This window comes from Paenirhodobacter sp., from assembly GCF_041916475.1.
GTDB lineage: Bacteria > Pseudomonadota > Alphaproteobacteria > Rhodobacterales > Rhodobacteraceae > Rhodobacter.
Map to the genome: position 1 here is coordinate 21,126 of NZ_JAYRZN010000020.1, position 26,724 is coordinate 47,849.

General features: G+C 69.2%; 28 protein-coding genes. 9 read left to right on the plus strand and 19 right to left on the minus strand.

Features of this window, described 5'->3' with window-relative positions:
• Window positions 1-16 precede the first annotated feature (16 nt).
• Window positions 17-1,555: an ATP-dependent DNA helicase gene (locus tag ACOMG5_RS09925; protein WP_420343640.1), complete on the plus strand. Its 1,539-nt coding sequence runs from the start codon at window positions 17-19 to the stop codon at window positions 1,553-1,555.
• A 55-nt stretch (window positions 1,556-1,610) separates the two neighbouring features.
• Window positions 1,611-1,847, plus strand: a complete 237-nt coding sequence (locus tag ACOMG5_RS09930) for an Lrp/AsnC ligand binding domain-containing protein (protein ID WP_420343641.1) — start codon at window positions 1,611-1,613, stop codon at window positions 1,845-1,847.
• On the opposite strand, the gene ACOMG5_RS09935 is transcribed toward ACOMG5_RS09930, so the two are convergent.
• From ACOMG5_RS09935 to ACOMG5_RS09995, 13 genes are all read right to left on the minus strand, one after another.
• Window positions 1,844-2,611: a TIGR02186 family protein gene (locus ACOMG5_RS09935; RefSeq protein ID WP_420343642.1), complete on the minus strand. Its 768-nt coding sequence runs from the start codon at window positions 2,609-2,611 to the stop codon at window positions 1,844-1,846. The genes ACOMG5_RS09930 and ACOMG5_RS09935 overlap by 4 nt on opposite strands.
• The gene (locus tag ACOMG5_RS09940; protein ID WP_420343643.1) at window positions 2,611-3,528 is read right to left on the minus strand and encodes a sulfite exporter TauE/SafE family protein; all 918 of its coding nucleotides are present in this window, start codon (window positions 3,526-3,528) and stop codon (window positions 2,611-2,613) included. The genes ACOMG5_RS09935 and ACOMG5_RS09940 overlap by 1 nt, the downstream gene beginning before the upstream one ends.
• Before the next feature lie 88 nt (window positions 3,529-3,616).
• Window positions 3,617-4,420: a purine-nucleoside phosphorylase gene (locus ACOMG5_RS09945; RefSeq protein ID WP_420343644.1), complete on the minus strand. Its 804-nt coding sequence runs from the start codon at window positions 4,418-4,420 to the stop codon at window positions 3,617-3,619.
• Window positions 4,404-5,372 (minus strand): ABC transporter permease, encoded by a 969-nt coding sequence (locus ACOMG5_RS09950; RefSeq protein ID WP_420343645.1) that lies wholly within the window; start codon window positions 5,370-5,372, stop codon window positions 4,404-4,406. Before ACOMG5_RS09950 ends, ACOMG5_RS09945 begins: the two co-directional genes overlap by 17 nt.
• Window positions 5,372-6,454: an ABC transporter permease gene (locus ACOMG5_RS09955; RefSeq protein ID WP_420343646.1), complete on the minus strand. Its 1,083-nt coding sequence runs from the start codon at window positions 6,452-6,454 to the stop codon at window positions 5,372-5,374. The genes ACOMG5_RS09950 and ACOMG5_RS09955 overlap by 1 nt, the downstream gene beginning before the upstream one ends.
• 34 nt (window positions 6,455-6,488) lie before the next feature.
• Window positions 6,489-8,045, minus strand: coding sequence for an ABC transporter ATP-binding protein (locus ACOMG5_RS09960; protein WP_420343647.1), 1,557 nt, complete (start codon window positions 8,043-8,045; stop codon window positions 6,489-6,491).
• Window positions 8,045-9,031 carry a BMP family lipoprotein gene (locus tag ACOMG5_RS09965; protein WP_420343648.1) on the minus strand — a complete coding sequence of 329 codons (987 nt, stop codon included), beginning with the start codon at window positions 9,029-9,031 and terminating at the stop codon, window positions 8,045-8,047. Before ACOMG5_RS09965 ends, ACOMG5_RS09960 begins: the two co-directional genes overlap by 1 nt.
• A 161-nt stretch (window positions 9,032-9,192) precedes the next feature.
• Complete coding sequence (gene rimI / locus ACOMG5_RS09970; RefSeq protein ID WP_420343649.1) at window positions 9,193-9,624, minus strand: ribosomal protein S18-alanine N-acetyltransferase; 432 nt, start codon at window positions 9,622-9,624, stop codon at window positions 9,193-9,195.
• Complete coding sequence (tsaB, locus tag ACOMG5_RS09975) at window positions 9,624-10,235, minus strand: tRNA (adenosine(37)-N6)-threonylcarbamoyltransferase complex dimerization subunit type 1 TsaB (protein WP_420343684.1); 612 nt, start codon at window positions 10,233-10,235, stop codon at window positions 9,624-9,626. The genes rimI and tsaB overlap by 1 nt, the downstream gene beginning before the upstream one ends.
• The gene (locus ACOMG5_RS09980; protein ID WP_420343650.1) at window positions 10,222-10,779 is read right to left on the minus strand and encodes a NifU family protein; all 558 of its coding nucleotides are present in this window, start codon (window positions 10,777-10,779) and stop codon (window positions 10,222-10,224) included. Before ACOMG5_RS09980 ends, tsaB begins: the two co-directional genes overlap by 14 nt.
• Before the next feature lie 76 nt (window positions 10,780-10,855).
• The gene (locus tag ACOMG5_RS09985) at window positions 10,856-11,311 is read right to left on the minus strand and encodes a universal stress protein (RefSeq protein WP_420343651.1); all 456 of its coding nucleotides are present in this window, start codon (window positions 11,309-11,311) and stop codon (window positions 10,856-10,858) included.
• Between the two features lie 64 nt (window positions 11,312-11,375).
• Window positions 11,376-12,242 (minus strand): branched-chain amino acid aminotransferase, encoded by an 867-nt coding sequence (locus ACOMG5_RS09990; RefSeq protein WP_420343652.1) that lies wholly within the window; start codon window positions 12,240-12,242, stop codon window positions 11,376-11,378.
• Between the two features lie 91 nt (window positions 12,243-12,333).
• Entirely contained in the window at window positions 12,334-13,458 is a 1,125-nt protein-coding gene (locus ACOMG5_RS09995) for a polysaccharide biosynthesis/export family protein (RefSeq protein ID WP_420343653.1), read from the minus strand.
• Between the two features lie 138 nt (window positions 13,459-13,596).
• Here ACOMG5_RS09995 and ACOMG5_RS10000 point away from each other — a divergent pair, with 138 nt between their 5' ends.
• From ACOMG5_RS10000 to ACOMG5_RS10010, 3 genes are all read left to right on the plus strand, one after another.
• Window positions 13,597-14,427: an NAD-dependent epimerase/dehydratase family protein gene (locus ACOMG5_RS10000; protein WP_420343654.1), complete on the plus strand. Its 831-nt coding sequence runs from the start codon at window positions 13,597-13,599 to the stop codon at window positions 14,425-14,427.
• Window positions 14,424-15,029: a sugar transferase gene (locus tag ACOMG5_RS10005; RefSeq protein WP_420343655.1), complete on the plus strand. Its 606-nt coding sequence runs from the start codon at window positions 14,424-14,426 to the stop codon at window positions 15,027-15,029. Before ACOMG5_RS10000 ends, ACOMG5_RS10005 begins: the two co-directional genes overlap by 4 nt.
• A 127-nt stretch (window positions 15,030-15,156) precedes the next feature.
• Entirely contained in the window at window positions 15,157-17,082 is a 1,926-nt protein-coding gene (locus ACOMG5_RS10010; RefSeq protein ID WP_420343656.1) for a polysaccharide biosynthesis protein, read from the plus strand.
• Between the two features lie 232 nt (window positions 17,083-17,314).
• Here ACOMG5_RS10010 and truA read toward each other — a convergent pair whose 3' ends face one another.
• On the minus strand, window positions 17,315-18,079 hold the full coding sequence (truA, locus tag ACOMG5_RS10015; RefSeq protein WP_420343657.1) for a tRNA pseudouridine(38-40) synthase TruA: 765 nt from the start codon (window positions 18,077-18,079) through the stop codon (window positions 17,315-17,317).
• Between the two features lie 444 nt (window positions 18,080-18,523).
• On the opposite strand from truA, the gene ACOMG5_RS10020 reads away from it, so the two are divergent.
• Both ACOMG5_RS10020 and ACOMG5_RS10025 read left to right on the plus strand, forming a co-directional pair.
• On the plus strand, window positions 18,524-19,927 hold the full coding sequence (locus ACOMG5_RS10020) for a YcjX family protein (RefSeq protein ID WP_420343658.1): 1,404 nt from the start codon (window positions 18,524-18,526) through the stop codon (window positions 19,925-19,927).
• Window positions 19,924-20,925 (plus strand): YcjF family protein, encoded by a 1,002-nt coding sequence (locus tag ACOMG5_RS10025; RefSeq protein ID WP_420343659.1) that lies wholly within the window; start codon window positions 19,924-19,926, stop codon window positions 20,923-20,925. The genes ACOMG5_RS10020 and ACOMG5_RS10025 overlap by 4 nt, the downstream gene beginning before the upstream one ends.
• Window positions 20,926-20,947: 22 nt before the next feature.
• On the opposite strand, the gene ACOMG5_RS10030 is transcribed toward ACOMG5_RS10025, so the two are convergent.
• From ACOMG5_RS10030 to ruvC, 4 genes are all read right to left on the minus strand, one after another.
• Window positions 20,948-21,358, minus strand: a complete 411-nt coding sequence (locus ACOMG5_RS10030; protein ID WP_420343660.1) for a group III truncated hemoglobin — start codon at window positions 21,356-21,358, stop codon at window positions 20,948-20,950.
• Window positions 21,359-21,495: 137 nt separating this feature from the next.
• Window positions 21,496-22,524, minus strand: a complete 1,029-nt coding sequence (gene ruvB / locus ACOMG5_RS10035) for a Holliday junction branch migration DNA helicase RuvB (RefSeq protein ID WP_420343661.1) — start codon at window positions 22,522-22,524, stop codon at window positions 21,496-21,498.
• Between the two features lies 1 nt (window position 22,525).
• Window positions 22,526-23,173, minus strand: a complete 648-nt coding sequence (gene ruvA / locus ACOMG5_RS10040; protein ID WP_420343662.1) for a Holliday junction branch migration protein RuvA — start codon at window positions 23,171-23,173, stop codon at window positions 22,526-22,528.
• Window positions 23,170-23,742, minus strand: a complete 573-nt coding sequence (gene ruvC / locus ACOMG5_RS10045) for a crossover junction endodeoxyribonuclease RuvC (RefSeq protein ID WP_420343663.1) — start codon at window positions 23,740-23,742, stop codon at window positions 23,170-23,172. The genes ruvA and ruvC overlap by 4 nt, the downstream gene beginning before the upstream one ends.
• Before the next feature lie 338 nt (window positions 23,743-24,080).
• Here ruvC and ACOMG5_RS10050 point away from each other — a divergent pair, with 338 nt between their 5' ends.
• Window positions 24,081-24,269, plus strand: coding sequence for a DUF1127 domain-containing protein (locus ACOMG5_RS10050; protein WP_420343664.1), 189 nt, complete (start codon window positions 24,081-24,083; stop codon window positions 24,267-24,269).
• Window positions 24,270-24,396: 127 nt separating this feature from the next.
• Here ACOMG5_RS10050 and ACOMG5_RS10055 read toward each other — a convergent pair whose 3' ends face one another.
• Window positions 24,397-25,266, minus strand: coding sequence for a 50S ribosomal protein L11 methyltransferase (locus tag ACOMG5_RS10055; protein ID WP_420343665.1), 870 nt, complete (start codon window positions 25,264-25,266; stop codon window positions 24,397-24,399).
• A 276-nt stretch (window positions 25,267-25,542) separates the two neighbouring features.
• Here ACOMG5_RS10055 and ACOMG5_RS10060 point away from each other — a divergent pair, with 276 nt between their 5' ends.
• On the plus strand, window positions 25,543-26,718 hold the full coding sequence (locus ACOMG5_RS10060; protein WP_420343666.1) for an aspartate aminotransferase family protein: 1,176 nt from the start codon (window positions 25,543-25,545) through the stop codon (window positions 26,716-26,718).
• The last annotated feature ends 6 nt before the right edge of the window (window positions 26,719-26,724 follow it).

Here is a 26,724-nt window from a genome sequence, read left to right on the forward strand (position 1 = left end):
CTGTATGGTCGCGCGCATGACGACCCCTGCGATCACTTTTTCCGAGGATCAGGCCGAGGCCTGGGATGCTGTGGCAGCGGCGCTGGAGGCGGCCGGGGTCGATATCCTGGATGGCTCGCTCGCGCCCGATGGCGGCGGCAACCGGGTGCTGTCGGTCATCGGCAAGGCGGGCTCGGGCAAGACCATGCTGCTTGCTGCGCTCTACCGGGCGCTGGAGGAGGCCGGGGTCGATATCGTCTCGAGCGATTTCGAGAGCCGCAAGCGCCGCGAACGCCGCACGCTCGCGATCCTTGCGCCCACCAACAAGGCGGCCTCGGTGCTGCGCTCGCGCGGGGTGCCCGCGACCACGATCCACCGCATCCTCTATACCCCCGTCTACGACCCGGAATATGAGCGCATCGCCGAATGGCTGGCCGGGCAGGGTGAGCGCCCGAAGCCCGACCTTCTGGGCGAAATGGGCCTGACGGAGGAGGTCCTCGATCGCGCCAAGGCCTTCTACGACCTGCATAAATCCATTCCCGGCGCGCTGGCCTCGGCGGGGCTGCGCGGCTCGGATTTCATCCAGGGCTGGAAGCGGCGCGAAGACCCGCTCGATATCGGCTTCGTCGACGAAGCCTCCATGCTCGACGAGCGCCAGTTCGACGACCTGCGCGAGATTTTCCCGACGCTGGTGTTGTTTGGCGATCCGGCGCAGCTCGCCCCGGTGAACCAGTCGGGCGAGATGTGCTTCGAGCGCCTGCCTGCGGCCTCCAAACATGTGCTGCACCGGATCCATCGCCAGACCGAGGACAACCCGATCCTCGACCTCGCTCATGCCCTGGCCGATGACAGCCTGACCTTCGAGGCCTTCGAGCGCATGATCCAGGACCGCGCCAGAGCCGACAGCCGCGTGGTCTGGGCGGAGCGGGTGGAGAGCGACCTGATGGCGCGCAGCCCGGTGCTGGTCTGGCGCAATGCCACCCGGATCCGGCTGATCCAGGCGTTCCGCGCCGCACATGGGGCGCCGGCCGATGCGCTCCTGCCCGGCGAGCCGCTGATCTGCGACGGGATCGAGCTGCCGCTCAAGCACCGCAAGAAACGCATCGACCTGGAGGCCCGCGGCCTGATCAAGGGCGCGCAGGTGATCTATCTCGGCCCCGGCCGCAAGCCCGGCTTTTCGCGCCTGCATGTGATGGGGGCGGAGGATCCGCGGCTTTCGGCCGCCTCGATCATCAAGATCGAGCTGCCAGACGAGGAGGAGCCCTTCATTCCCTATGCGGCGCGGATGGGCGCGGCCTTCCTGCATGGCGCCGCGGTCACGATCCACAAGGCGCAGGGCAGCCAGTGGCCCGATGTGCAGGTCTTCGCCCCCGATATCTATGCGGCCTCCCGCGCCGGGCGCACCGAAGCGGGGATCCCGCTCTGGAAGCGGCTGGCCTATGTGGCGATCACCCGCGCCGAACACCGCCTGCTGTGGGTGACGCGGGCGCGGCTGGCGCGGCCCTCGGAGCCCTTGTCCATCGAGGATCTTCCGGCCGGTCCGGCGGCGCTGAAGCTCGAGGTGGAGGAGGAGTGAGGGGCTTCCCCTCCGCCGCGGCAGGGCCTAGTCTGGCGCCAAACAGGAGGCCCTGATGCGCTGCGTATTCGTCCAGTTCCGTTGCACCCCCGGCAAGACCTATGAGGTCGCCGATGCCATCTACGAGCGCGAACTGGTCAGCGAGCTCTATTCCACCTCCGGCGAATACGACCTGATCGCCAAGGTCTATGTGCCGGAGGAGACCGACATCGGCCATTACCTGAGCGAGAACCTGTTCGACATTCCGGGCATCGCGCGCACCCTCACCACGATGACCTTCAAGGCCTTCTAGCGCCGGATCAGCCGGAACCCGGCCGCTGCCGCCCAGCCCGCGAGCACCGCCATTGCCAGCGCCATCACGCCATAAATGGCCGAATGCTCGCGCGACATCATGAACAGCCACCGCTCCAGCCCGACCCGGCGCACCTGGATCGCGGCCGTATGGCTGTCGATCACCTCGCCGCCGCGCAAAAGGAAGATCCGGGTCTTGTAATCGCCCTCGACGAGGTTGGCCGGCAGGCTGAAATCGGCGCGGAAAAGCGTGTCCTCCACGATCCGCACGGCGCCTTCGCGCAGCGAATAGGTGCCGTCCTGCTCGCGCAGGCGCATCATCGCGCCGGTGAAGGGGCGCGCATCCTCCACCTCCAGCGGCCCCTCGAAGGCGCGCATCGCGGTTGGCACCGAAATCCGGTGGGTCAGGTCCGCCTTCTGGCTCAGGACGGATTCGATCGGGCCGCTGGTGGCCACCGAATAATAGCTCGGCGCCGCCGCCACCCGGACTTTGGACGTGTTGATCCAGATCCCCCATTCGCGGGACTTGTGGCGGATGACCAGCGGCTGCGAGGGCCCCTCCAGCGTGACGATCACCGACATTGGCGGCCCTGCGGGCTCCGGCGCCTCCCGCCGTACCGCGCCATAGATCAGGACTTCGGAGCCGGTGAAGGCGGCGGTGATGCCGATATTGTCGTGGCTGAGCCCGGCGACGACCGTCTCCTCCGCCGCGCGCGCGGGCAGGGCAAGGGTGAGCGCAAGGGCGAGGACGGCGGCAAGGCGCATCAGTTGCTCCCCGCAAATACGCTGAAAAGCTCCCGCGGCTCGATCAGCAGGTCGAGCGCCAGCTTCAGCGCCACCGCCACCACTAGGAGCGCGAGCAAAATGCGCAGCTGCTCGGCCTTCAGCCGCCCGCCGAGCTGCGCCCCGATCTGCGCGCCGATCACCCCGCCCAGTATGAGCAGAAGCGCCAGCACGATATCCACCGACTGGTTCGTGATCGCATGCATCAGCGTGGTGAAGGCCGATACCGTGATCACCTGAAACAGCGAAGTGCCGATGACGACCTTGGTCGGCATGCCGAGCAGATAGATCATCGCGGGCACCATGATGAAGCCACCACCCACGCCCATGATCGCGCCGAGGATGCCGATGCCCATCCCGATCAGAACCGGCGGGATCACCGAAATATAGAGGCCGGAGGCGCGGAACTTCATCTTGAACGGCAGCTTCTGCACCCAGCCATGCTGGTGGCGCTTCACCTTCGGCGGGGCGCCGCGGCGCGACTTGTGCATCGCGCGCACCGATTCCTGCAGCATCAGCAGCCCGACCGAGCCCAGGAACACCACATAGGACAGCTGCACCGCCACGTCGATCTGCCCGATCGCGGTGAGCCGGTTGAAGATCCAGATGCCGATCCCCGATCCCATCAGCCCGCCCGCCTGCAGCACCAGCCCCATCGGTACATCGACCGCCTTGCGCTTGAACTGCGCCAGAACCCCGGAGATGGAGGAGGCCACGACCTGGTTCGCCCCGGTGGCAACCGCGATGCCCGGCGGAATGCCGATGAAGAACAGCAGCGGCGTGATCAGGAAGCCGCCTCCCACCCCGAACAGCCCCGACAGGAGCCCCACGATCCCCCCGAGCCCCAGCAGGATGAAGGCGTTGACCGAAACCTCGGCGATGGGGAGATAGATCTGCATCGGCGATCCGAAGGTAAGGGGCTGTCAGGGCTGGCCTTTCGCACTGTTGCCCGGCGCGTGGCCCGTGTCAAATAACGCTTCCGCGGCGTTACAGTCCGCGCAGGTATCGTCGGAGGATGCGCTCGAATTTCGCCGCGCCCAGCGGGGCCATCGCCTTGGTATGCGCGTGGCTGATCGCCTCCGAGGAGAGGCCCGCGCCCATGTTGGTGATCACCGAGACCGCCGCCACCCGCAGCCCGAGAAAGCGCGCGAGGATCACCTCCGGCACGGTGGACATGCCCACCGCATCGGCGCCGAGGATGCGCGCCGCGCGGATCTCGGCCGGGGTCTCGAAGGAGGGCCCCGAGAACCAGCAATAGACCCCTTCGGGCAGGGCGATGTCCTCGGCCGCTGCGGCAGCGCGCAGGCCCGCCCGCATCGCGGCGTCATGCGCCGCGGTCATCGGCACGAAACGCGCCTCGGTGGGCTCGCCGATCAGCGGGTTGCTGCCCGCGAAGGCGATATGGTCCTCCAGAAGCATCAGCCCGCCCGGCGGCATCTCCGCGCGCAGCGAGCCCGCCGCATTGGTCAGGAGCAGCGCCTCGCAGCCCAGGCCCCGCAGCACCTCCAGCGGCAGCCGCATCCCGGCCGGGTTGCCGCGCTCGTAGTAATGCGCGCGGCCGCCGAAAATGGCGACCCGCACCCCCTCCAGATCGCCGATCACCAGCTGCGGATTGTGCCCCGAAACCCCGGCATGCGGAAACCCCGGCAGATCCGCATAGGGGATCGCCACGCCGTCCACCGCGCCCGCCAGATGCCCGAGCCCGGAGCCGAGCACCAGCCCGAGCCGCGGGGCCGCATCGCCCGCCCGCGCCCGGATCCGCCGGACCAGATCGTCAGCGTTCCTTGACATAGGGCTCTCCTCCGGCGCGGGGCGGGATTGCCTTGCCGACAAACCCTGCCAGCACGATGACCGTCAGGATATAGGGCAGCGCGTCCAGAACCGGCACCGGGATCGACACATGCGCCACACCGGAGATCACATCGGGGCGCAGCGCCAGCGCCTGCAGGAAGCCGAAGAGCATCGTGGCCCAGAGCGCATGCCAGGGCCGCCATTTCGCGAAGATCAGCGCGGCGAGCGCGATATAGCCGCGCCCCGCCGTCATGTCGCGCCCGAAGCCCGCCTGCAGCGAGGTGGCCATATAGGTGCCAGCCAGCCCGCACAGAATGCCGGTGATGGCCACCGCCGCGAAGCGCAGCCGCACCACCGAAATCCCCGCCGTATCGACCGATTCCGGATTTTCGCCCACCGCCCGCAGCCTGAGCCCGAAGCGCGTGCGATGCAGCACCCACCAGGTTACCGGCACGCACCACAGCGCGATATAGACGAGCATCGACTGCCCCGAGAGCACATCGCGATAGAACGGCCCGATCAGCGGCACCCCATGCAGCACATCGGCGAAGGGCAGATGGATGGCGCCGAAGCGCGCGCCGCCATCGAGCGCGGGCGTGCGGCCGCCCTGTTTGAACAGGGTCTGCGCGATCAGCACCGTGGCGCCGGCGGCGATGAAATTCAGCGCCACCCCCGAGATCAACTGGTTGCCGCGGAAGGTGATGGAGGCGAGCCCGTGCACCACCGCAAGCACCAGCGCGGCCAGGATCCCCGCGCCGAGCCCGGCCCAGGCCGAGCCCGTGGCCCAGGCCACCGCGCCCGAGGCCATTGCCGCCATCAGCATCTTGCCCTCGAGCCCGATGTCGAAGATCCCCGCGCGCTCGGAATAGAGCCCGGCCAGACAGGCCAGCAGCAGCGGCGTGCCGAGCCGCAGCGTGGAGGCCAGGATCTGCATCAGCATGTCGATGTCCATCAGCGCGCTCCTTTGCGGAAGAACGGCGCGAGCATCATCCGCACCATCGTGTCGAGCGCCCCGGTGAACAGGATCACCAGGCCCTGCATCAGCAGCCGCAGCTCGATCGGGATCGAGGTCCAGAGCCCCATTTCCGCCCCGCCCTGATACAGGAAGCCGAACAGGAGCGCCGCGAGGAATACGCCCACCGGATGGTTGCGCCCCATCAGCGCCACAGCAATGCCGATGAAGCCCGCGCCCTCCGAGGAGTTCTGCAAGAGCCGCCCGGCCTCGCCCATCACATTGTTGATGGACATCATCCCGGCGAGCCCGCCCGAGATCAGCATCGACAGCATGATCACCTTCACCGCCGAAATGCCGGCATAGCGCGCGGCGCTCTGGGATTTGCCGAAGGCGCGGATCTCGTAGCCAAGGCGCGTGTGCCACAGCAGCACCCAGACCCCCACACAGGCCGCGAGCGCGATGAGGAAGGTCACATTCGCCGGCACCTTCTTGGTGAAGATCAGGTTCAGCCCCGGGATCTGGCTGAAATTCGGCAGCGCCACCGCCGGCCCGAACCGCGCCGATTCCGGCGAGATCTGGCCCACCGGGCGCAGCACCTCGACCAGCAGATACACGATCAGCGCCGCGGCGATATAGTTGAACATGATCGTGGTGATGACGATATGGCTGCCGCGCTTCGCCTGCAGCCAGGCCGGAATCGCGGCCCAGGCCGCACCGAAGAGCGCCGCCGCGATGGCGGCCGCGGGCAGCGCCAGCGCCCAGTGCGGCCATGGCAGCGCCAGGCACACCAGCGCCACGCCCAAGCCGCCAAGCTGCGCCTGGCCCTCGCCGCCGATGTTGAACTGCCCGGCATGATAGGCCACCGTCACCGCGAGCCCGGTGAACATGAACGAGGTCGCGTAATAGAGCGTGTAGCCCCAGCCGTAGGGCGAGCCGAGCGCCCCATCGACCATGACCTTGACCGCCTCGGCCGGGTCACCGCCGATCAGTAGGATGACGATCGCCGAGATCGCGGCCGCCAGCAGCAGCGAGATCACCGGCACGAGGACCAGATCGGCCCATTTCGGAAGGCGGGTCATTTTCTTCGTCCGTAGAAGGTCTGCGGCCGGGCGGTCATGCCGCGGCTCCGCTCATGCCGGCCATCATCAGGCCAAGCTCGCGTTCGTTGGTATCCGCAGCGCGGCGCTCGCCCATGATCCGGCCATCGAACATGACCGCGATCCGGTCCGAGAGCGACATGATCTCGTCGAGCTCCACCGAGACCAGCAGCACCGCCTTGCCCGCGTCGCGCAGCTCCACGATGCGCTTGTGGATGAATTCGATCGCGCCGATATCCACCCCCCGCGTCGGCTGCCCGATCAGGAGCACATCGGGGTTGCGCTCGATCTCGCGCGCCAGCACGATCTTTTGCTGGTTGCCGCCGGAAAAGCCGCGCGCGGGCAGCATCGCATTCGGCGGGCGCACGTCGAAGCGGGCGATCTTGCCCTCGGTGTCCTGCACGATCGCGGCATTGTCCATCAGCGGGCCGCGCCGGTAGGCCGGGTCGGCATGATAGCCGAGCGCCACGTTCTCCCAGGCGGCGAAATCCAGGATCAGCCCGAGGTGGTGGCGGTCCTCCGGCACATGGGCGATGCCTGCGCGGCGGCGGCTCTGGCCATCGGCGCGGGGGCCGAGATCGAGCGGCTGGCCATTCATCGTCACGCTGCCCGTGGCCGCGGCGAACCCGCCCAGAACCTCCAGAAGCTCGGACTGGCCATTGCCTGCCACCCCGGCGATACCGACGATCTCCCCCGCCCGCAGCGCCAGGTCGATGCCCTTCAGGCGTTCAACCCCCGTCTCATCTTTGACCTTCAGGCCCTTGATTTCCATGATGATCCGGCCCGGCCGCGCCGGTGCCTTGTCGACCCGCAGCAGCACCTTGCGCCCGACCATCAGCTCCGCCAGCTGCTCGGGCGTCGTCTCCGCCGTCTGCACCGTCGCGGTCATCTCGCCGCGGCGCATGACGCTCACCGTATCGGTGATCTCCATGATCTCGCGCAGCTTGTGGGTGATCAGGATCACGGTCTTGCCCTGGCTGCGCAGATTGGCAAGGATCCGGAACAGGTGGTCGGCCTCCGCGGGCGTCAGCACCCCGGTCGGCTCGTCCAGGATCAGGATATCGGCCGCGCGATACAGCGCCTTCAGGATCTCCACCCGCTGCTGATGGCCGACGGAAAGCTCTTCCACCACCGCATCCGGGTCCACCTCCAGCTCATATTCCTTCGCGAGCCGTTTCAGCTCCTTGCGCGCCTTCGAGAGCGATGGCCGGAGCAGCGCGCCATCCTCGGCCCCGAGCACGATATTCTCCAGCACGGTGAAATTCTGCACCAGCTTGAAATGCTGGAACACCATCCCGATCCCGGCGCGGATCGCGGCCTGGCTGTCGGGGATGGTGGTCTCCCGGCCGTGGATCAGGATCTCGCCCGCGTCCGACCGGTAGAAGCCGTAGAGGATCGACATCAGCGTGGATTTCCCCGCGCCATTCTCGCCGATGATGCCGTGGATCGTGCCCGGCATCACCCGGATCGAGATGTCGCGATTGGCTTTCACCGGGCCGAAGGCCTTGGAAATGCCGCGCAGTTCGATCGCCGGAGCGGCAGTCGCCTGCCGCCCCTCCGTCCGCGTCGTCATCATTCCACCGGGCAGGTATTGTCGGCCATGTAATCGTGGACCTTGATCTCGCCGGATTTGATCTTCTCCGCTGCCGCATCCACCGCAGCCTTCATCTCGGGGGTGATCAGATCCTTGTTGTTCTCGTCGAGCGCATAGCCCACGCCCTCATGCGCCAGATCCAGCACCTGGACGCCAGTCGCGAGCTCGCCGCCATCCTTGAACGCATCATAGACCGCATTGTCCACGCGCTTGATCATCGAGGTCAGGACCTGGCCCAGATGCAGGTGGTTCTGGTTCGAATCGACGCCGATCGACAGGATCCCCTCGTCGGCCGCCGCCTGCAGCACGCCGATGCCGGTCGCGCCCGCGGCGGCATAGATCACGTCTGCGCCCTGCGATTTCTGCGCCTTCGCGAGCTCGCCGCCCTTGACCGGGTCGTTCCAGGCCGAGGGGGTTGTGCCGGTGAAGGAGGTCAGTACCTTGGCGCCCGGATTCGCAGCCTTCACGCCCTGGGCATAGCCGCAGCCGAACTTGCGGATCAGCGGAATGTCCATGCCGCCGATGAAGCCGACGGTGCCGCTCTTGGAGGCCATCGCCGCCAGCATCCCGGTCAGGTAGGAGCCCTGTTCCTCGGTGAAGACCACCGAGCGCACGTTCGGCTGTTCGGTCACCGCGTCGATGATGACGAATTTCGTCGTCGGATATTCCGGGGCCACCGCGTTCAGCACGTCGCCGAAGGCGAAGCCGGTCATCACGATCGGGTTGGCGCCGGATTCGGCCAGCCGGCGGAGCGCCTGTTCGCGCTGCGCCTCGGACTGCATCTCCAGCTCCTTGTAGGTGCCGCCGGTTTCCTTGGCCCAGCGTTCGGCGCCGGCATAGGCCGCTTCGTTGAACGATTTGTCGAATTTGCCGCCCAGGTCGAAGATCAGGGCCGGTTCGGCGCAGGCCGCACCCGCTGCGAGTGCCAGCGCCGCGGCGCCGAGGAACAGTTTCGTCAGGGTCATTGGTCACTCCCGGTCAGTGTTGCGCATCCGTCGTCGGATTGCTTTTGGCGGGCCGGTCTGGCCCGCGGACCGCCCCGATTAGCGCCGAGAGTCCGCCGCCGGTCAAGCGGGATTCCGGTAAGGAGTGGCTGGGCTTGCCGGTTTCCGGCCAGCCGGTCACATCACGGGCAGAGCGGCGCCGGGCGCATCGGCAGCGTCAGGATCAGCGCATCGACGGCGCGCCCGCCCGGGGCGTGGTAGTAGCCCCGGCGCCGCCCCGCCTCGGCCCAGCCCGCCGCCCGGTAGAGCGCGCGGGCGGGCGCATTGTCCTCGGCCACCTCCAGGAAGGCGGTGTCTGCGGCGCGCGCGCGGGCGGCCTCGGAAAATGCCTGCAGCAGCGCGCGCCCGGTGCCCCTGCGGCGGCTTTCGGGCGCCACGGCCACGGTCAGAAGCTCCGCTTCGCCCGCGATCACGCGCCCCAGCAGAAAGCCCCCGGGCGCGGTGACCAGGAACGCATGCGGGCTTTCCAGAAGCTCCGCGAATTCGGCCTCCGACCACGGCCGGGGCGTGGTGAAGCAGTGGGCATGGAGCGCGGCGAGGGCTGCGGGGCGCATCAGTCCAAAATCACCGGCGGCGGGTCCGAAGGCGGCGCGGCATCGGCCCCGCGCAGATAGAGCGGCGCCGGGCGCGGCTGCGGCAGATCGGCGCGGCGCGCGGCGATGCGGCCGATGGCCGTGGCCAGGGGCAGGGCGGGCGCAAGCCCCCCGCGCGCGGCCGAGCCGATTTCCGGCCCCGTGACTGGCAAGTCCGCGAGTGTGCGCAGCTCCGGCGCGCCCTCCGGGAAATGCTGGCAATAGGCCTCGCCGCGGCGCGCGTCCTCCAGCACGGTGAGCGGCCGCGGCCCCCCTTCGGCCAGCGCCTCCAGAGTACTTACCCCGATCGCCGGGATCCCGAGCGCCAGCGCCAGCCCCCGCGCGGCCGAGACCGCAATCCGCACCCCGGTGAAATTCCCGGGGCCAATCCCCACCCCGATCGCGCTGAGGTCGCTCCAGCCGAGCCCCGCGGCGCGCAAGACCTCCTCCAAGAGCGGCATCAGCCGCTCGGCCTGGCCCTTCGCCATGTCCTCGCGGCATTCGGCCAGCACCTCCGCCCCCCGCAGCAAAGCGGCCGCGCAATGCGCGGCCGATGTGTCGAAGGCCAGAACGTATCCCTCAGAGCGAGACAGGGCGCACCTCGGTCACTTCCGGGATATAGTGGCGCAGCAGGTTCTCGATCCCCATCTTCAGCGTGAGGGTCGAGGAGGGGCAGCCCGCGCAGGCGCCCTTCATGTTCAGATAGACGACGCCGCGCTCGAAGCCGTGGAAGGTGATGTCGCCGCCGTCCTGGGCCACGGCCGGGCGCACGCGGGTATCGAGCAGCTCCTTGATCTGGCTGACGATGGCGCCATCCTCGCCGTCATGCTCGGCATGCGCCGGGCCGCCGTCGCCCTCCAGCACCGGCGCGCCGGACTGGAAATGCTCCATGATCGCGCCGAGGATCGCAGGCTTCGCATGGGCCCAGTCGGTTTCGGCATCCTTGGTCACGGTGATGAAATCCGAGCCGAAGAACACGCCGCTCACCCCGGGCACGCCGAACAGCCGCTTCGCCAGCGGCGATTTCGCCGCCGCGTCCACGGAGGGGAAATCCGCGGTCCCAAGCTCCAGCACGGCCTGGCCGGGCAGGAATTTCAGCGTCGCGGGGTTCGGCGTGGTTTCGGTCTGGATGAACATCGGCGCCTCCTTCGGGGGCTGCATACGGGCAGTTGGGCCTGATATGGCGCCGCGATCCCGGCGCGTCAAGCCGGGCTCAGGTAATCGATTCCAGCCGCTCCTTGGACATGTCCCCCGGCACCACCGTGAGCGGGCAGGGCAACGAGCCCGAATTGCGGCTCATCTGCGTGACGAGCGGCCCGGGCCCGGATTTCTCCGTGCCCGCGCCCAGCACCAGCACGCCGATCTCCGGGTCGCTGTGGATCACGTCGAGGATCTCGGTCGCGGGTTCGCCCTCGCGGATCACCAGCTCCGGGTTCACCCCCTGCCGGTCGCGCATCCATTTCGCAAACACCTCGAAATGCGCCTCGATGCGCTCGCGGGCCTCGGCGCGCATGATCTCCGACACGCCGATCCAGTGCTGGAACTCCTCCGGCGGAATGACCGAGACGATGGTCACGCCGCCCCCGGTATGGGCGGCGCGCATCGCGGCATAGCGCATCGCGTTCAGGCATTCGCGGGTGTCGTCCAGGACGACCAGGAACTTGCGCATCGGTTCTCCTTTGCCGCAGCGGTCTTGGCGCAGTGTTGGCGCGAAAGGTGCTTTCGGGCAAGCCTCAGAGCGGGCTCGAGAGCGCCCAGTCCATATAGATCTCGCGCGCCTTGCGGGTGAGCGGACGCGCGCAATAGGCCACGTCGTCGAATTGGGCGACCGGGGTCACCTTGGCGAAATTGCCGGTCAGGAACACTTCATCCGCGGCGCGGAAGTCGTCAAGGGTCAGTACGGCTTCGGTCACGCTGTAGCCCGCCGCGCGCAGGTTCTGCATGTGCCGCCGCCGGGTCAGGCCGGCGAGGAAGGTGCCGTTGGCGATGGGGGTGAAGAATTCGCCGTCCTTCACCATCCACACATTGGCCGTGGCGGTTTCGGCCACATTGCCCATCGCATCCTGCACCAGCGCATTGCCGAAGCCCTTGCGCTGCGCCTCTACCAGCATCCGCGCATTGTTCGGATAGAGGCAGCCCGCCTTGGCATTGCACACGTTGTCGGCCAGCACGGGGCGGCGGAAGGAGGTGGTGGTCAGCGTGGTCGCGGCGTCCGGATCGGGCATCGGCACCTCCTCCAGGCAGAGCGCGAAGCCGGTCACGCCCGGCGCCGGCGCCACGCCCAGCTCGGAGCCGTTGATCGCCCAGTACATCGGGCGCACATAGACCGCAGCCCCCTGCGCATATTTGCGCAGCCCCTCGCGGGCAATCTCCACCATCGCGCCGGTCTCGATGCTGGGCGTGATCATCAGCGCCTCGGCCGAACGGTTCACCCGCGCGCAATGCGCCTCCAGGTCGGGCACCAGCCCGTCGAACAGCCGGGCCCCATCGAAGACCGAAGACCCCTGCCAGATGCCATGGTCGGCGGCGCGCATGACGGGAATGTCCCCCTCGTGCCACTGGCCTTCGAAGTAGGTGCGGATGTTCTTGCCGAACGACATTTTGGCCTCCTTTACCGAGGCGCGCAGGTTAAGCACGCCGCCCCGGAAAGGTCCAGAAGCGCGATTGTATCGGTGTCAGGCCGAGCGGGCGTCAGTTGCCGATGTCGTTCGCGGTGTTGACGATGCCGAACATCGTGCCAACCAGTCCGAGGATCGTACGGGTATCGTTGACGGCGCTTTCCGTCGCCAGCACCACGTCGTCGGGCTGGATCCTGAAGTTCTGCGCCGAGAACAGCCCGTCCGTCGTGGTCAGGTTGATCGAGAATACCACCCGGCGCTGGCTCGGCCCGCCGATGCCGTCGGGGCGCACCGCGGAGGCGGGGTATTCGCGCAGCACCAGCACGCCCTTCGGGTTTGCCCGCCCCGCATTCACGCCGCCGACCATGGTCAGCGCCTCGAGCGCATTCAGCTCGTCCTTCGGGAAGGCGACCATGGTCTGCTTGCCCGCCGCGCCCAGCGACAGGAAATGCCGCCGGTCGCGGTCGACCGAGACCTTGTCGCCCGGCCGCAGCGCGGTATCGAGGGTGGGCTCGTCCAGCAGCCGCTGCATGGACATGCCATAGGCCTTGCCGCCGCGCATCAGCCGGATCTGCGGGTTCTCGATATCGGGCCGCGGCCCGCCGCCCTGCGAGATCAGCCCGAGCACGGTCATCGAGCGGTCCATCAGCGGCACCCGGCCGGGATTGGCCACGCCGCCCACCAGATCCACCGAATTCTCGCTGCCGGGGCGCGCGTCCAGCTGCACCTGCGCCGAGGGCACCAGCGCCGAAACCTGCAGCTGCACCTTCTCGCGCGCGGCCTCGGGCGAGAGCCCCGCGACCTTCACCGGCCCGACATAGGGCACGAACAGGTTCCCCGCGGGCGAGATCTGCGTCGGCTGGATCTGCGTATTGGGCGCGCCCGGGTTGGTCAGGAGTTTCGATTCTCCGCTTTCCCAGACCGCCAGCTGCACCACGTCGCCGCGCGCCAGAACCTGCCCCGGGGCGCCGCCGCCGCCCTTGGGCCAGCCCCGCGGCGCCGGCGTGCCGCGTGCCGCGGGCCAGCTCTGCACGGCAGGAAGCAGCTGCGCGTCGATCGGGTAATGCGCGAAGCCGGGGTTCTGCACGTCCTGCTGCGTCAGGATCTCGCTCTGCAAGGCAGCGCCGCGCGGCAGGGTACAGCCCGCGACCGTCGTTGCCAAAAGCGCTGCGACCGAAAGGCGGCGCATCGTTCTCATTCACACATCCCCCGTTTCGCGCCTGTGCGCCTGATGCTAAGGCTTGCGGTGGCAGCCCGAGTCACCCTCAGCATCTTCTTCCCTCCGTCTATGATGAGAAACCAATCAATTCTCAAGCCGAAGAATCCCCGCATTCTCGTGATCGGCGGATCCGGGCGGCTCGGAACGCTGCTCCGGCGCGCGGCGGTGGCGGAGGATGCGGCCTCGGGCTGGGTCTGGCAGGCGCGGCGCGACAGTGATTTCCCCGGGCAGGGCGGGCCGGATCTGGTCTTCGATCCGCTGGCCGAACCTGCCGCGCTGCGGGCGGCGGCGCGGGCCGCGGATGTGGTTTTGTGCCTCGCCGGGGCGACCTCCGGCCCGCCCGAGGTGCTGGCCTGCAACCGTATCCTCGCCGAGGCGGTGCTCGATGCGGCGCCGGGCCCGGTGCTGATCGCCTCTTCGGCGGCCGTCTATGGCGCAGGCCCGAGCCATGAGGACGACACGCCCGCCCCGATGGCGCCCTATGGGCAGGCGAAGCTGGAGATGGAGCAGGCGGTGCAGGCGCGCGGCCGGGCCGATGCGGTCTTGCTGCGCATCGGCAATGTGGCGGGGGCGGATTCGCTTCTCGGGCAGCGGTGCGCGCCCGGCGCGCGCGTCCTCGCTATTCTGCCGGGGGGCCAGGCGCCGCGGCGCAGCTTCATCGGGCCGCGCGCGCTGTTCCTTGCGCTGGCCAGGCTCGCGCGGCTCGCGGCGGCGGGGGCGGCGCTGCCGGGGCGGATCAATCTCGCGCTGCCCGGCGCGGTGGGCATGGATGCGCTGCTTCTGGCCGCGGGCGAGGGCTGGGCTCCGCGCCCCGCGCCCGAAGGCGTGATCCCGGTCGTCGCGCTCGATGTGCGCCGGGCGGTGGCGCTCGGGCTGGTGCCCGAGGCCCCGGCGCGGGCCGCAGTGATCGTGGCCGATCTGGCCTCGCTGCGCGGGGCCGCGCCATGACCCCGTCCAAGCGCCTGTTCGATATCCTCTTCGCGCTCCTGATCCTGCCGCTCGTCGGGCCGCTGTTCCTCGGCGTGCTGGTGCTGCTGGCGCTCACCCAGGGCCGGCCCCTGTTCTACGGCGCCGAGCGGATGCAGACCCCGAGCCGCGCCTTCCGGCTGTGGAAATTCCGCACGATGACGGTGGTCGCGGCCGATCAGGGCGTTTCGGGGGCGAACAAGGCCGCGCGCATCACCCCGGCCGGGCGGGTGCTGCGCCGCACCAGGCTCGATGAGCTGCCGCAGCTGTGGAACATCCTGAAGGGCGATATCAGCTTCGTCGGTCCGCGCCCGCCGCTGCGCGAATATGTCGAGCGCTTCCCGGAAATCTATCTCGAGGTGCTGCGGATGCGCCCCGGCGTCACCGGCCTCGCCTCGATCCACTATCACCGGCACGAGGAATGGCTGCTGGCGCGCTGCACCACGGCGGAGCAGACGGATGCCGTCTACTGCGCCCGCTGCATTCCCGCGAAGGCGCGGCTGGACCGGCTTTATGCAGCCCAGGCGAGTGTCTGCTTTGATCTGGTGTTGATTTTTCGCACCATTCGGAAGGTAATTCGCTAGATACGGCGGATTAATGCCGTGCTACTCCTATTTCTGGGATCAAATGCTGCGGGCGCAGTTGCCTGGGGGGGGAACCCGCAGGTATCACTGAAAAGACCCACCTGATATGGGGCCGACGGACAGTTACATGCTCAAGACGATCATCTCGCTCAGTCGGATGCAGAAGGTTTTCATCCTTCTCCTTCTCGATGTGGCGTTGGTTCCTCTTGCGCTCGGGGCCTCGCTGCTGCTGCTCGGGATGCAGCCCGAGATGATCCACGCGCTGATGATGCGGCATGGGGCGCTGGTCGTGGCGCTCATGGGCGTCGCGGCGTTCAGCGTCTGGGCCAGCGGCATCAACCGGCAGAAGCTGAAGGATTTCCAGGGCGACGCCATCACCCGCTCGATGCTGGTCGCGGCCTTGCTGGGGATCGTGGCGGCAGCGCTGTCGCGGCTGTTCCAGACCGGGCTGCCGACGGGCTTCCACATCATCTTCGCCCTGGTCTATTTCGCGGGCTTCTTCGTCGGGCGGCGGATGCTGGTGCGGGTGCTGACGGAAATGTACCGCCGCTCGCCGGTGTTCACCCGGGTCGCGATCTATGGCGCCGGACGCACCGGGATGGCGCTCGCGCGGGAGTTGCGCAAGGCCAATGATCTGGTCGTCTATGCCTTCCTCGACGACAACGCGACGCTCTCGGGCATGAATGTGAACGGCCTGCCGATCTATTCGGGCGTCCATGCGGCGCGGGTGAAGGAGCAGTACAAGATCAACCGCGTGATCCTGGCGATGCCCTCGCTCTCGGTCGACAAGCAGACCTTCATCTCGCGCAAGCTCGAAAAGCTGGGGATGGAGGTGCAGACGCTGCCGGCCTTCACGCAGTTCTATGGCGGCGCCGAGCTGATGGGCCGGCTGACGCCCGCGCGGCCCGCGATGCTGCTGCACCGCGATCCGCTCAACGACACGATGGTGGCGGGCTGCACGGCCTATGAGGGCGCGAATGTGCTCATCTCGGGGGCGGGCGGCTCGATCGGGCTCGAGCTCTGCCGCCAGGTCATCGCCTGCGCGCCGGCGCGGCTGGTGCTGCTCGAGCATTCCGAATTCGCGCTCTACAATGCCGATGCCGAAATGCGCGTTCTGGCCGAGACCTGCGGCGCCGAAATCGTCCCGGTTCTCGGCTCCATCTGCGATGCAGTGCATGTGGCGCAGGTGCTCGCGGCGCAGAAGATCGATGTGGTCCTGCATGCTGCCGCCTACAAGCATGTGCCGCTCGTGGAAACCAACCCGCGCGTGGGCATGGCGAACAATGTGCTCGGCACAGCGGTGCTGGCGCGGGCTGCGCGCGAGGCCGGGGTGCGGCGCTTCGTTCTGGTCTCCTCCGACAAGGCCGTGCGGCCCGGCAACCTGATGGGCGCCTCGAAGCGCATGGCCGAGCTGATCGTGCAGGACCTGGCCACCCGTTCGCCCGAGACGAGCTTCTCCATCGTGCGCTTCGGCAATGTCATGGGCTCCTCGGGCTCGGTCATCCCGCGCTTTCAGGAGCAGATCGCCCGGGGCGGCCCGGTCACGGTGACCGACGACCGGGTGACGCGCTATTTCATGACCATCGAGGAGGCCTCGCGGCTGGTGCTGCTGGCAGGCTCCTTCGCGGGCGGCGGCGAAGTCTATGTGCTCGATATGGGCACGCCGCAGAAGATCGTCGATCTCGCGCGGCGCATGATCGAGGCTGCGGGCCACACCGTGCGCGACGCCGAGAACCCCGCGGGCGATATCGAGATCGTCATCACCGGCCTGCGCCCCGGCGAGAAGCTCCATGAGGAGCTGATGGTGCGCAAGGGCGCGCAGGCGACGGCGCACCCCAAGATCATCCGCGTCCGTGAAGACCACCTCTCGGAGCTGATGATGGCGGCCGCGCTGCGCGATCTGCGCGATGCGGTGGAGCTGGGCGACGAGGAAGGCGTAGTCGCGGTCGTCGCGCGGGCGGTGCGCGAATATGCGCCGCAGAGCCTGCCGGAGACGGCGATGCAGTGCCGCATCGTGCAGGAGCGCCGCGCCGCCGAACGCCCGGCGGAATAGGCGCCTCAGATGCCCCGCCCAGGGGCATGCGGAGCAGGAAAGCATGGCTCAATAGACGCTGCGATGGAACAAAACCTTATGCGAAAGCGCCGTACGGCGCTGTCCTCCTGCGCGGCCTGCTCAGAATAGCGCGCGAAGTCTCACGCGACATGCAGGAGCGCGCCCCCGATGCCGCCCTTCGGAACGCTCCGCCTCAGACTGCGGCGCGATGGCTTCCGCGCAACCGCCCCGCTCAGAACGGCGGCTGCGGGTAGCCCACCCCGGTGAGATACAGCCCCTGCGGCGGGCAGACCGGCCCGCAGGCGGCGCGGTCGCGTGCCTCCAGCGCGGCGCGCACGTCCTCTGGCGCCCAGGAGCCCGCGCCCACGCGCTCCAGCGTGCCCACGATCGAGCGCACCTGATTGTGCAGGAAGCTGCGCGCGCGCAGGTGGAAGCGGTACTCGCGCCCGCCCGGCGTCGCGAACTCCGTGATCCGGATTTCATCGAGCGTTTTTACCGGGCTGGCGGACTGGCACATGCTGGAACGGAAGGTGGTGAAATCATGGTGCCCGATCAGATGTGCCGCGCCCGCCCGCATCGCCTCGGCATCGAGCGGGTTCTGCACCTGCCACACCAGCCCGCGGTCGTGTACCACCGGCGCGCGTCGCGCGACCAGCCGGAACGTATAGCGCCGCTCCTGCGCGGAGAACCGGGCGTGGAATTCCCCGGGCACCCGGGCGCAGGCGGTGATCGCCACCGGCGCAGGCTTCAGGTGATGGTTCAGCGCCTCCGAGAGACGGAACGGGTCCCAGTCGCGCGCCAGATCGGCATGCGCCACCTGGCCGGTGGCATGCACCCCGGCATCGGTGCGCCCGGCCGCGGCGATGGTATGGGCCCGCGGCTCCAGCCGCGCCAGCGCAGCCTCCACCGCGCCCTGCACCGAAGCCTGCCCGGCCTGGCGCTGCCAGCCCGCGAAGGGGCCGCCGTCATATTCGATCCTGAACGCAAATCTCGGCATGCTCCGGGCCTACGCGGACGCGCGCCGCTTGGCAATCCCGGGAAGCGCACTATGCGCGGTACGCGGCGCATCCGGGCGGGTTCCTCGGTCTCCACAGCGGGGGGCTGCGGGTGCGGGCGAATGCGCGTCGCGTCAGGGGCGAGGGAGCGGCGGACGGCTGATCCTCGCGCCCCGGGTCAGGGCGGCCCGCAGCGGACGGCGCCTCCGGCCCCCCCGCGTAGCCTCCCGGTCCGCCCTCCCGCGCGGGGGGCCTTACTCCCGGCGCTCACTCCCGAGGCTCGGGCGGGCGTCCCGCCGTGCGGCCTCCCGGGCGGGCTGCATCCGGCGCCGCGGGAGCGGGCCGCCGGCCCATTACGGCCAGAGGTGCTGCGGATCGTGCCGAATACCCTCTGTGAAAGCCCGCCCGCAGGTCCTATCTTCGGAAAGATAAGAGGGAGCAGTGTCTTGGGGATCTCCGACATCGCCGACGGCCTCGGCCGCAGCATCGAATCCTTGGGCGCCTCGGTGAACGGGGCGCTGTTCGAACCGGTGATCCGGCTTGGGGTCACGGGCCTGTCACGGGCGGGCAAGACCGTGTTCATCACCTCGCTGGTCGCGAACCTGCTCGACCGCGGGCGGATGCCGGCGCTGGCGGGCGCGGCCAATATCCGCTCCGCCTTCCTGCAGCCGCAGCCCGACGATACCGTGCCGCGCTTCGACTACGAGGGCCATCTGGCCGCGCTCACCGGCCCCGCGCCGCATTGGCCCGAGGGTACCCGCGCGGTCTCGGAGCTGCGGCTGAGCTTCCGGGTCGCGCCGCGCGGGGTTCTGGGCGGCCTGCGCGGGCTGAAAACCGTGCACCTCGATATCGTGGATTACCCCGGCGAATGGCTGCTGGACCTCGGGCTGATCGACCGCAGCTTCGCGCAATGGTCCGAAGGCGTGCTGGCGCGGATGCCCGCGCGGCCGGGCGGGGCGGAGTATCTGCGCCTGCTGGCCGCCACGGATCTGACAGCCCGGCTGGAGGAGCCCGCCGCGAAGGCGCTGGCCGATGCTTTCACCCGCCATCTGCGCGCGGCGCGGGCGGCGGGATGGTCCGATTGCTCGCCGGGGCGGTTTCTGCTGCCGGGCGAAATGGAGGGCTCGCCGGTCCTTACCTTCGCGCCGGTGCCGTCCGCCGAATACGCTCGCGGCACGCTCGGGCGCGAAATGGCGCGCCGCTACGGTGCCTACAAGGCGCAGGTGGTGAAGCCCTTCTTCCGCGATCATTTCGCCCGGATCGACCGGCAGGTGGTGCTGGTGGATGTGCTGGGCGCGATCCATTCCGGCCCGGCGGCGCTTGAGGATCTGCGCCAGTCAATGGCGCAGATCCTGATGGCGTTCCGCCCCGGGACGGCGGGTTTCCTCGCCTCGCTCTTGGGTACGAAGCGGGTGGAGCGGATCCTGTTTGCCGCGACCAAGGCCGATTACCTGCATCATAGCTCCCATGCCCGGCTCACCGCGATCACCGGCGCGCTCCTGCGCGAGGCGAAGGACCGGGCGGATTTCTCCGGGGCGCGGACGCTCGCGCTCTCGCTTGCGGCCCTGCGCACCACCACCGAGGACATGCTGGCCCAGGAGAGCGGCGCATTGCCCGCCGTGCGCGGGCGGCTGGCCGATGGCCGCTCCGTGGCCTTCTACCCGGGCGAACTGCCCGAGGACCCGGCGCAGCTTCTGGCGCCCGCGCGGGGCGGCGCCGAAAAATGGCTCGATGGCGATTTCGCGGTGATGGATTTCGCGCCCGCGCCCGTCACCCTGCGCCCGGGCGAGGGGCCGCCGCATATCCGGATGGACCGCGCCGCCGAATTCCTGATCGGAGACAAGCTGTGAAGAAGCCGCTGATCATAGAGCTGGACGATGCCCCTTCGCCTGCGGAGGCGCCCCCGGTGCTGGATGCGCCACCGCCCGAGGCGCCCGAGGGCCGCGCGATGCAGATCGCGGCGCGGCTGGCGGCGCGGCCGCGTTCGCGGCTGGGGCGGTTCTTCTGGTGGGCGGCGGGCGCGCTGCTGAGCTTCATCGCCTCGGTCGCGGCCTGGCGCTTCGTGGAGGGGCTGTTTGCGGCCAATCCGCTGCTGGGCTGGGTGGCGGCGGTGCTGTTCGGGCTGTTCCTGCTCGCGGCGCTGCTGATCGCGGCGCGCGAGCTGTCGGCCTTCGCGCGGCTGGCGCGGCTCGACCATGTGCACCGCGAGGTGCTGGAGGCCGCGCAGGCCGACGATCTCGCCCGGGCGCGCAAGGTGGTGGTTCATGTCGCGGGGCTCTATGCCGGGCGCGCCGAAATGGCTTGGTCGCTCGACCGGCTGAAGGCGCAGGCGCCCGATCAGCTCGATACCCAGACCCTGCTCACGCTGGCCGAGACCGAGCTGATGACGCCCCTCGATGCTGCGGCCCGGCTCGAGGTGGAGGCCGCGGTGCGCACAGTTGCCACCGTCACCGCGCTGGTGCCGCTTGCGCTCGCGGATGTGGCCGCGGCGCTCACGGCGAATGTGCGGATGATCCGGCGCGTGGCCGAGGTCTATGGCGGGCGCGCGGGCACGCTGGGCTCGATGCGGCTCGCGCGCACAGTGCTGACCCATCTCGTCGCGACCGGCGCGGTCGCCGCGGGCGACGATCTGGTCGAAACCGTCACCGGCGGGCATATCTTCGCCAAACTCTCGCGCCGGTTCGGCGAGGGGGTGGTGAACGGCGCGCTGACCGCGCGGGTGGGCATCGCGGCGATGGAGGTCTGCCGGCCGATGCCGTTCCGGGCGCTGCCGAAGCCGCGGGTGACGCGGCTTACCGGGCGCGCGCTTGCGGGCGTGTTCGACCGCAAAACGCCCGAGGAGGCCTAGCGCAGCCCCCGGCGCGCGCGGGCTAGCGCAGGCTCGGGATGGTGCCGGGCGCCTGGCCCATATCGGCCACCCCCATGCGCAGCCCGGCCCCGATCCGGTGCGCAAGCGCCGACCAGCCCGCCGCAGTGTCGGGCGGCAGCATTTCATGCAGCGTCGCATCGAAGGTCGCAAGCCAGGCCGGGAAATGCCCCGGCGCCACATCGCCCGCGCGGCGATGCGCCATCATCGGCGAGCCCTCATAGCCCGGCTGGAACAGGATCGCCCCCTTCCAGAACCGCCCGATCTTCGCCTCATGCGCGGGCCAGTCCTGCACATGGCCTGCAAATACCGGCCCCAGCACCGGATGAACCCGCACGCGGGCATAGAACCGCGCGACGACGGCGTCGATCTCGGCTTCGGTGATGGCGAAACGGGGCGGGGGCAGGGTGCTCATGCCCCTCAGATAAGCCCAGGCGGCGCGTAGGGCAAGCGGGCTGCGGCCATGGCCCCGCGACACGACAGCGCTGCACGCAACGCGGAGAAGCCGCCGGAGGGCCATCTTTCGGGGGTGTGCCGGACGCCTCAATCGTCTCAGCCGTCGAACAGCTCCCCCTGCGGCGGGGTGGCGCGTGGCGCCTCCAGCCCCAGATGCCGCCAGGCGCGCTGCCCGAGCATCCGCCCGCGCGGCGTACGCTGGATCAGGCCCTGCTGCAGCAGATAGGGCTCGATCACCTCCTCGATCGCATCGCGGCTCTCCGAGAGCGCGGCCGAGAGCGTTTCGACGCCCACCGGGCCGCCGCCGTAATGCTCGGCCATCAGCATCATGTAGCGCCGGTCCGCGCCGTCGAGGCCGAGGTCATCCACCCCGAGCCGCGTCAGCGCCCGGTCCGCGAGCGCGCGGGTGATCCGCCCGTCGCCCTCCACCAGCGCGAAATCCACCACCCGGCGCAGGAGCCGCCCGGCGATCCGCGGGGTGCCGCGCGCCCGCCGGGCGATCTCGCGCGTGCCCGCGGGCTCCGCCGGCAGGCCAAGGAGCCGCGCGCCGCGCGACACGATCAGCTCGAGCTCGTCCTCTGTATAGAATTGCAGCCGCGTCGGGATCCCGAAGCGGTCGCGCAGGGGCGTCGTCAGCAGCCCGAGCCGCGTGGTGGCGCCGACCAGCGTGAACGGCTGCAGCTCGATGCGCACGGTGCGCGCGGCCGGGCCCTCGCCAATCACCAGGTCGAGCTCGAAATCCTCCATCGCCGGATAGAGCACCTCCTCCACCGCCGGATTGAGCCGGTGGATCTCGTCGATGAACAGGACGTCGCGCGCCTCCAGATTGGTCAGGATCGCGGCCAGATCGCCGGCCTTGGCCAACACCGGGCCGGAGGTCATCTTGAAATTCACCCCGAGCTCGCGCGCCATGATCTGCGCGAGCGTGGTCTTGCCCAGCCCCGGCGGCCCGTGGAACAGGGTGTGGTCCATCGCCTGGCCGCGCATTTTCGCGCTTTCGATGAACACCCGCAGGTTCGCGCGCGCCTCGGCCTGGCCCACGAAATCCTCGAGGCTCTGCGGCCGCAGGGCGCGGTCGGCATCCTCGGGCAGGCGGTCGGGGCGCAGCGTGGGATCGGGTTCCATCTCAGTCCTTCGGCGCCAGCAGCCGCAGCGCGGTGCGGATCAGTTTGGCGGTATCGGTGGCCTCCGGGCTCTCGGCCGCCTGCGCCACCGCCTGCGCGGCCTCCGCGCTGCCATAGCCGAGGTTCGTCAGCGCGCTCAGCGCCTCGGCAGTGAAATTCGCTTTCGGCGCGGCAGCGGGGCGGGGCGCCTCGATCACCTCATCGCCGGGCGCTGCATCCACCGTGAGCGCGCCGCCCATTGCCATCACCGTCGGCGCCTTGTCCTTGAGCTCCATCACCACCCGCTGCGCGAGCTTCGGGCCCACGCCCGGCGCGCGCCGCACCGCGTTCCAGTCTCCGAGCGCGATCGCCCGGCCGACGCCATCGGCCCCGAGCGTGCCCAGGATCGCGAGCGAGGCCTTCGCCCCGATCCCTTGCACCGAGGTCAGCAGCCGGTGCCATTCCTTCTCCAGCAGCGTCGGGAAGCCGAACAGCTGCAGCAGGTCCTCGCGCACAAGAAGATCGGTATAAAGCGCGCAGGCCTGGCCCACCGGCGGCAGCGCCTGCGCCGTGCGCGCCGAGACATGGACGATATAGCCCACGCCGCGCACGTCGATCAGCACATGATCCATCGCCCGGTGCAGGATCGTGCCGGCGATGCGCCCGATCATGGCCGCGCCCCCCGGCCCGCAGGCGCGGCCTTGCTTTTGCCCGCCGCCGCAGCCCCCATGGCCAACGCATCGCGCCCGAGCATGGCGGCATTGGCCCGATGCGCGGATTGCAGGTGATGGGCGTGGCAGATGGCGATCGCCAGCGCATCGGCGGCATCGGCCCCCTCGAAGACCACGCCGGGCAGCTGATGGCGCACCATATGCTGCACCTGGCCCTTGTCGGCATGGCCGACGCCCACGACTGCCTTCTTGACCGCATTGGGCGCATATTCCCCCACCGCCAGCCCCGCCTGCGCCGGCACCAGCAGCGCGATCCCCCGCGCCTGGCCGAGCTTCAGCGTGGCCACCGCGTCCTTGTTCACGAAGGTCTGCTCCACCGCGGCGGCATCGGGCGCATGGCAGGCGATCACCTCGGTCAGGCCGCGATGCAGCACCACCAGCCGGAGCGCCAGATCGTCGCCCGAGGAATGGATGATCCCATTCGCGACATGGCGCAGCCGGGAGCCCTCCATCTCGATCACCCCCCATCCGAGGTTGCGAAGCCCCGGGTCGATTCCGATCACGCGCATGCTGCTCGCCTTGTTGTGGCATTTTTTCCACGGTTAGCACGAAAAGAGAACATCGCAAACAGGAAAGGCCCTGCAGGGGGTGCGGCGCCCGCACCGGCGAAACTGTCACGCGAACCGTCGGTTTCGCTGCATTTTGACCGATTGGTCAAGCGATTTGGAGCCTGTTTGTGAAGGCCCGGTAAAACTCTGGCAAGACATGCGAAAACTGCATGGCGGGACTGCTTGGGCGGCTGTTGTTTTCACAAACTGCCCGATCTATGTGCGCTCCAGAGGGCAGAGAGCCCACCGGAAATGCACCAAGTAAACGCAAACAGAACGCAAGAATAAAGGATATCATCATGGCCGCCTTTGACACGAACCGCATGATCGCCGCCTCGGACCGCTCGGGTCTGTTCGGCCGCTTCTTTGATGCGCTCGCCGCCTGGAACGAGCTGCGCGTGACGCGCAACGCCCTCGCCAAGCTGAGCGACCGCGAACTGGCCGACATCGGCCTGAGCCGCTACGAAGCGGACCATCTGGGCCGGTAATCCCTCCTCTACCGGCTTGCAAGGGCCGCGCGGGTGCATCCCGCGCGGCCCTTTGCGTTTCGGGGCGGAGTGCGCCGGAAGCGGGCAGAGGCGCGCGTAAGGCGCCCTAAAGCCGGGCGCCTTCGGATTAGCTGCGCTTCATCACCAGCGTGGTCCAGTCTCCGAACGCATCGCGCGAAACCAGAGTGAAGCCCTGCGCCAGGTAGGCCGCGATCACCTCGTCGGCCTGCTCGTGCAGGATGCCCGAGAGGATCACATGGCCGCCCGGGGCGCAGTGGCGGCCCATGTCGGGTGCGAGCGCGATCAGCGGCGCTTTCAGGATATTGGCAAAGATCAGGTCGAAGGGCGCGGCGGCGAGGAGATCCGGATGGCCGAAGCCCGCGGCCTCGAGGCAGGTCACCCGGCCTGCGAGGCCATTCGCGCGCACATTGGCCGCAGCGGTTTCGACCGCCACCGGGTCGATGTCGGAGGCGAGGACGGGCTCGGGCCAGAGCTTCGCCGCGGCCATGCCGAGAACGGCGGTGCCGCAGCCGATATCCACCACCCGCTGTGCGCGCAGGCCCGCGCGCTCCAGCCGGTCGAGCGCGCTCAGGCAGCCGAGCGTGGTGCCGTGATGGCCGGTGCCGAAGGCCATCGCGGCCTCGATCAGGAGCGGCACGCTCCCGGCCGGGACCTTGTCGGCATCGTGGCTGCCATAGACGAAGAAGCGCCCCGCCACCACCGGGGTGAGCTCGCGGCGCACATGCGCGACCCAGTCGGTCTCGGGCAGCTCGGAGATCACGAAGGCGGTGGCGCCATGCGCGGCCGCCAGCAGATCCAGCACCACGTCATTGGGGCGTTCGAGGAAATAGGCGCCGATCTCCCAGCGTTCGGAGCCGTCCTCGATCTCGAACACGCCGACGCCATAGGGCGCGGGGTCCAGATCCTCGATCAGCTCGGCCAGCGCATCGGCGCGGTCGCGGTCGTCGAGCGTGGCGAAGGCGGTGAAAGTGGGCATGCGGGATCCTCTCGGTTGCGCCCCCGGCATGGCGCGAAGGCGGGGCTGCGTCAAGGTCGGGCGGCGACCAAGACGGTTGACTTGCGCGCCCGGGCGCGCTACCCGCGGCTCATGATCGCACGGAACGCCCATATCGCGCCCATCCGACGTCGCCGCAACCGCGCCTGACGACCGATCCCGCATGGCTGTGACACAGCCACGCAAAATCCCAAAGCTACTGTTGACACCTGTCCGGGCCTCGGGCACCCCTTGGCCTTCCATTGCTGGAGTTCGACCATGATCACCTCTGTCCTGCCGACCTACAACCGCGCGCCGCTGGCCTTTGTCCGCGGCCAGGGCTCCTGGCTGGAGACCGCGGACGGGACGCGATATCTGGACCTGGGGGCGGGGATTGCGGTGAATGCGCTCGGCCATGCCGCGCCCGAGCTGGTGGAGACGCTGAGCGCGCAGGCGCAAAAGCTGTGGCATGTCTCGAATCTGTATCAGATCCCGGAGCAGCAGGCGCTGGCCGACCTGCTGGTGGAGCGTACCTTCGCCGATACGGTGTTCTTCACCAATTCGGGCACCGAGGCTTGCGAGCTGGCGGTGAAGATGGCGCGCAAGTACCATTACGAGAAGGGCGATGAGCGCGCCGAGATTATCACCTTCGCGGGCGCCTTCCATGGCCGCTCTTCGGCGGCTATCGCGGCGGCGGGGAGCGAGAAGATGGTGAAGGGCTTCGGCCCGCTGCTGCCGGGCTTCACCCATCTGCCCTGGGACGACATTGCGGCGCTGCGCGCGGCGGTGAGCGAGAAGACCTGCGCGATCCTGATCGAGCCGGTGCAGGGCGAGGGCGGCATCCGCCCGGCCTCCAACGCCTTCCTGCGCGAGCTGCGCGCGCTTGCCGATACCCATGGCGCGCTGGTGATTTTCGACGAGGTGCAATGCGGCATCGGCCGGACGGGGCGGCTTTTCGCCCATGAATGGCCCGGCGTTGCGCCCGATATCATGATGGTGGCGAAGGGCATCGGCGGCGGCTTCCCGCTGGGCGCGGTGCTGGCCACGGAGGCCGCGGCCTCGGGCATGACGCTGGGCACGCATGGCTCCACCTATGGCGGCAACCCGCTGGGCTGCGCGGTGGGCGCGCGGGTGATGCAGGTGGTGACGGCGCCGGGCTTCCTGGAGGCGGTGGCCGCGAAGGGCGCCTTCCTGCGGCAGAAGCTGGAGGGGCTGGTCGCGGCGCATCCCGACGTGTTCGAGGGGGTGCGCGGCGAGGGGCTGATGCTCGGGCTGCGCTGCAAGGTGGCGCCGGGCGATGTGGTGCAGGCGGGCTATGCGCAGAACGTGCTGACCGTGGGCGCGGCCGACAACGTGGTGCGGATCCTGCCCGCGCTGAACATTTCCGAGGCCGACATGGCCGAAGCCGTGGCGCGGCTGGATGCGGCCGCCGCCACGCTGAACCCGGCGGCATGAGGGGCA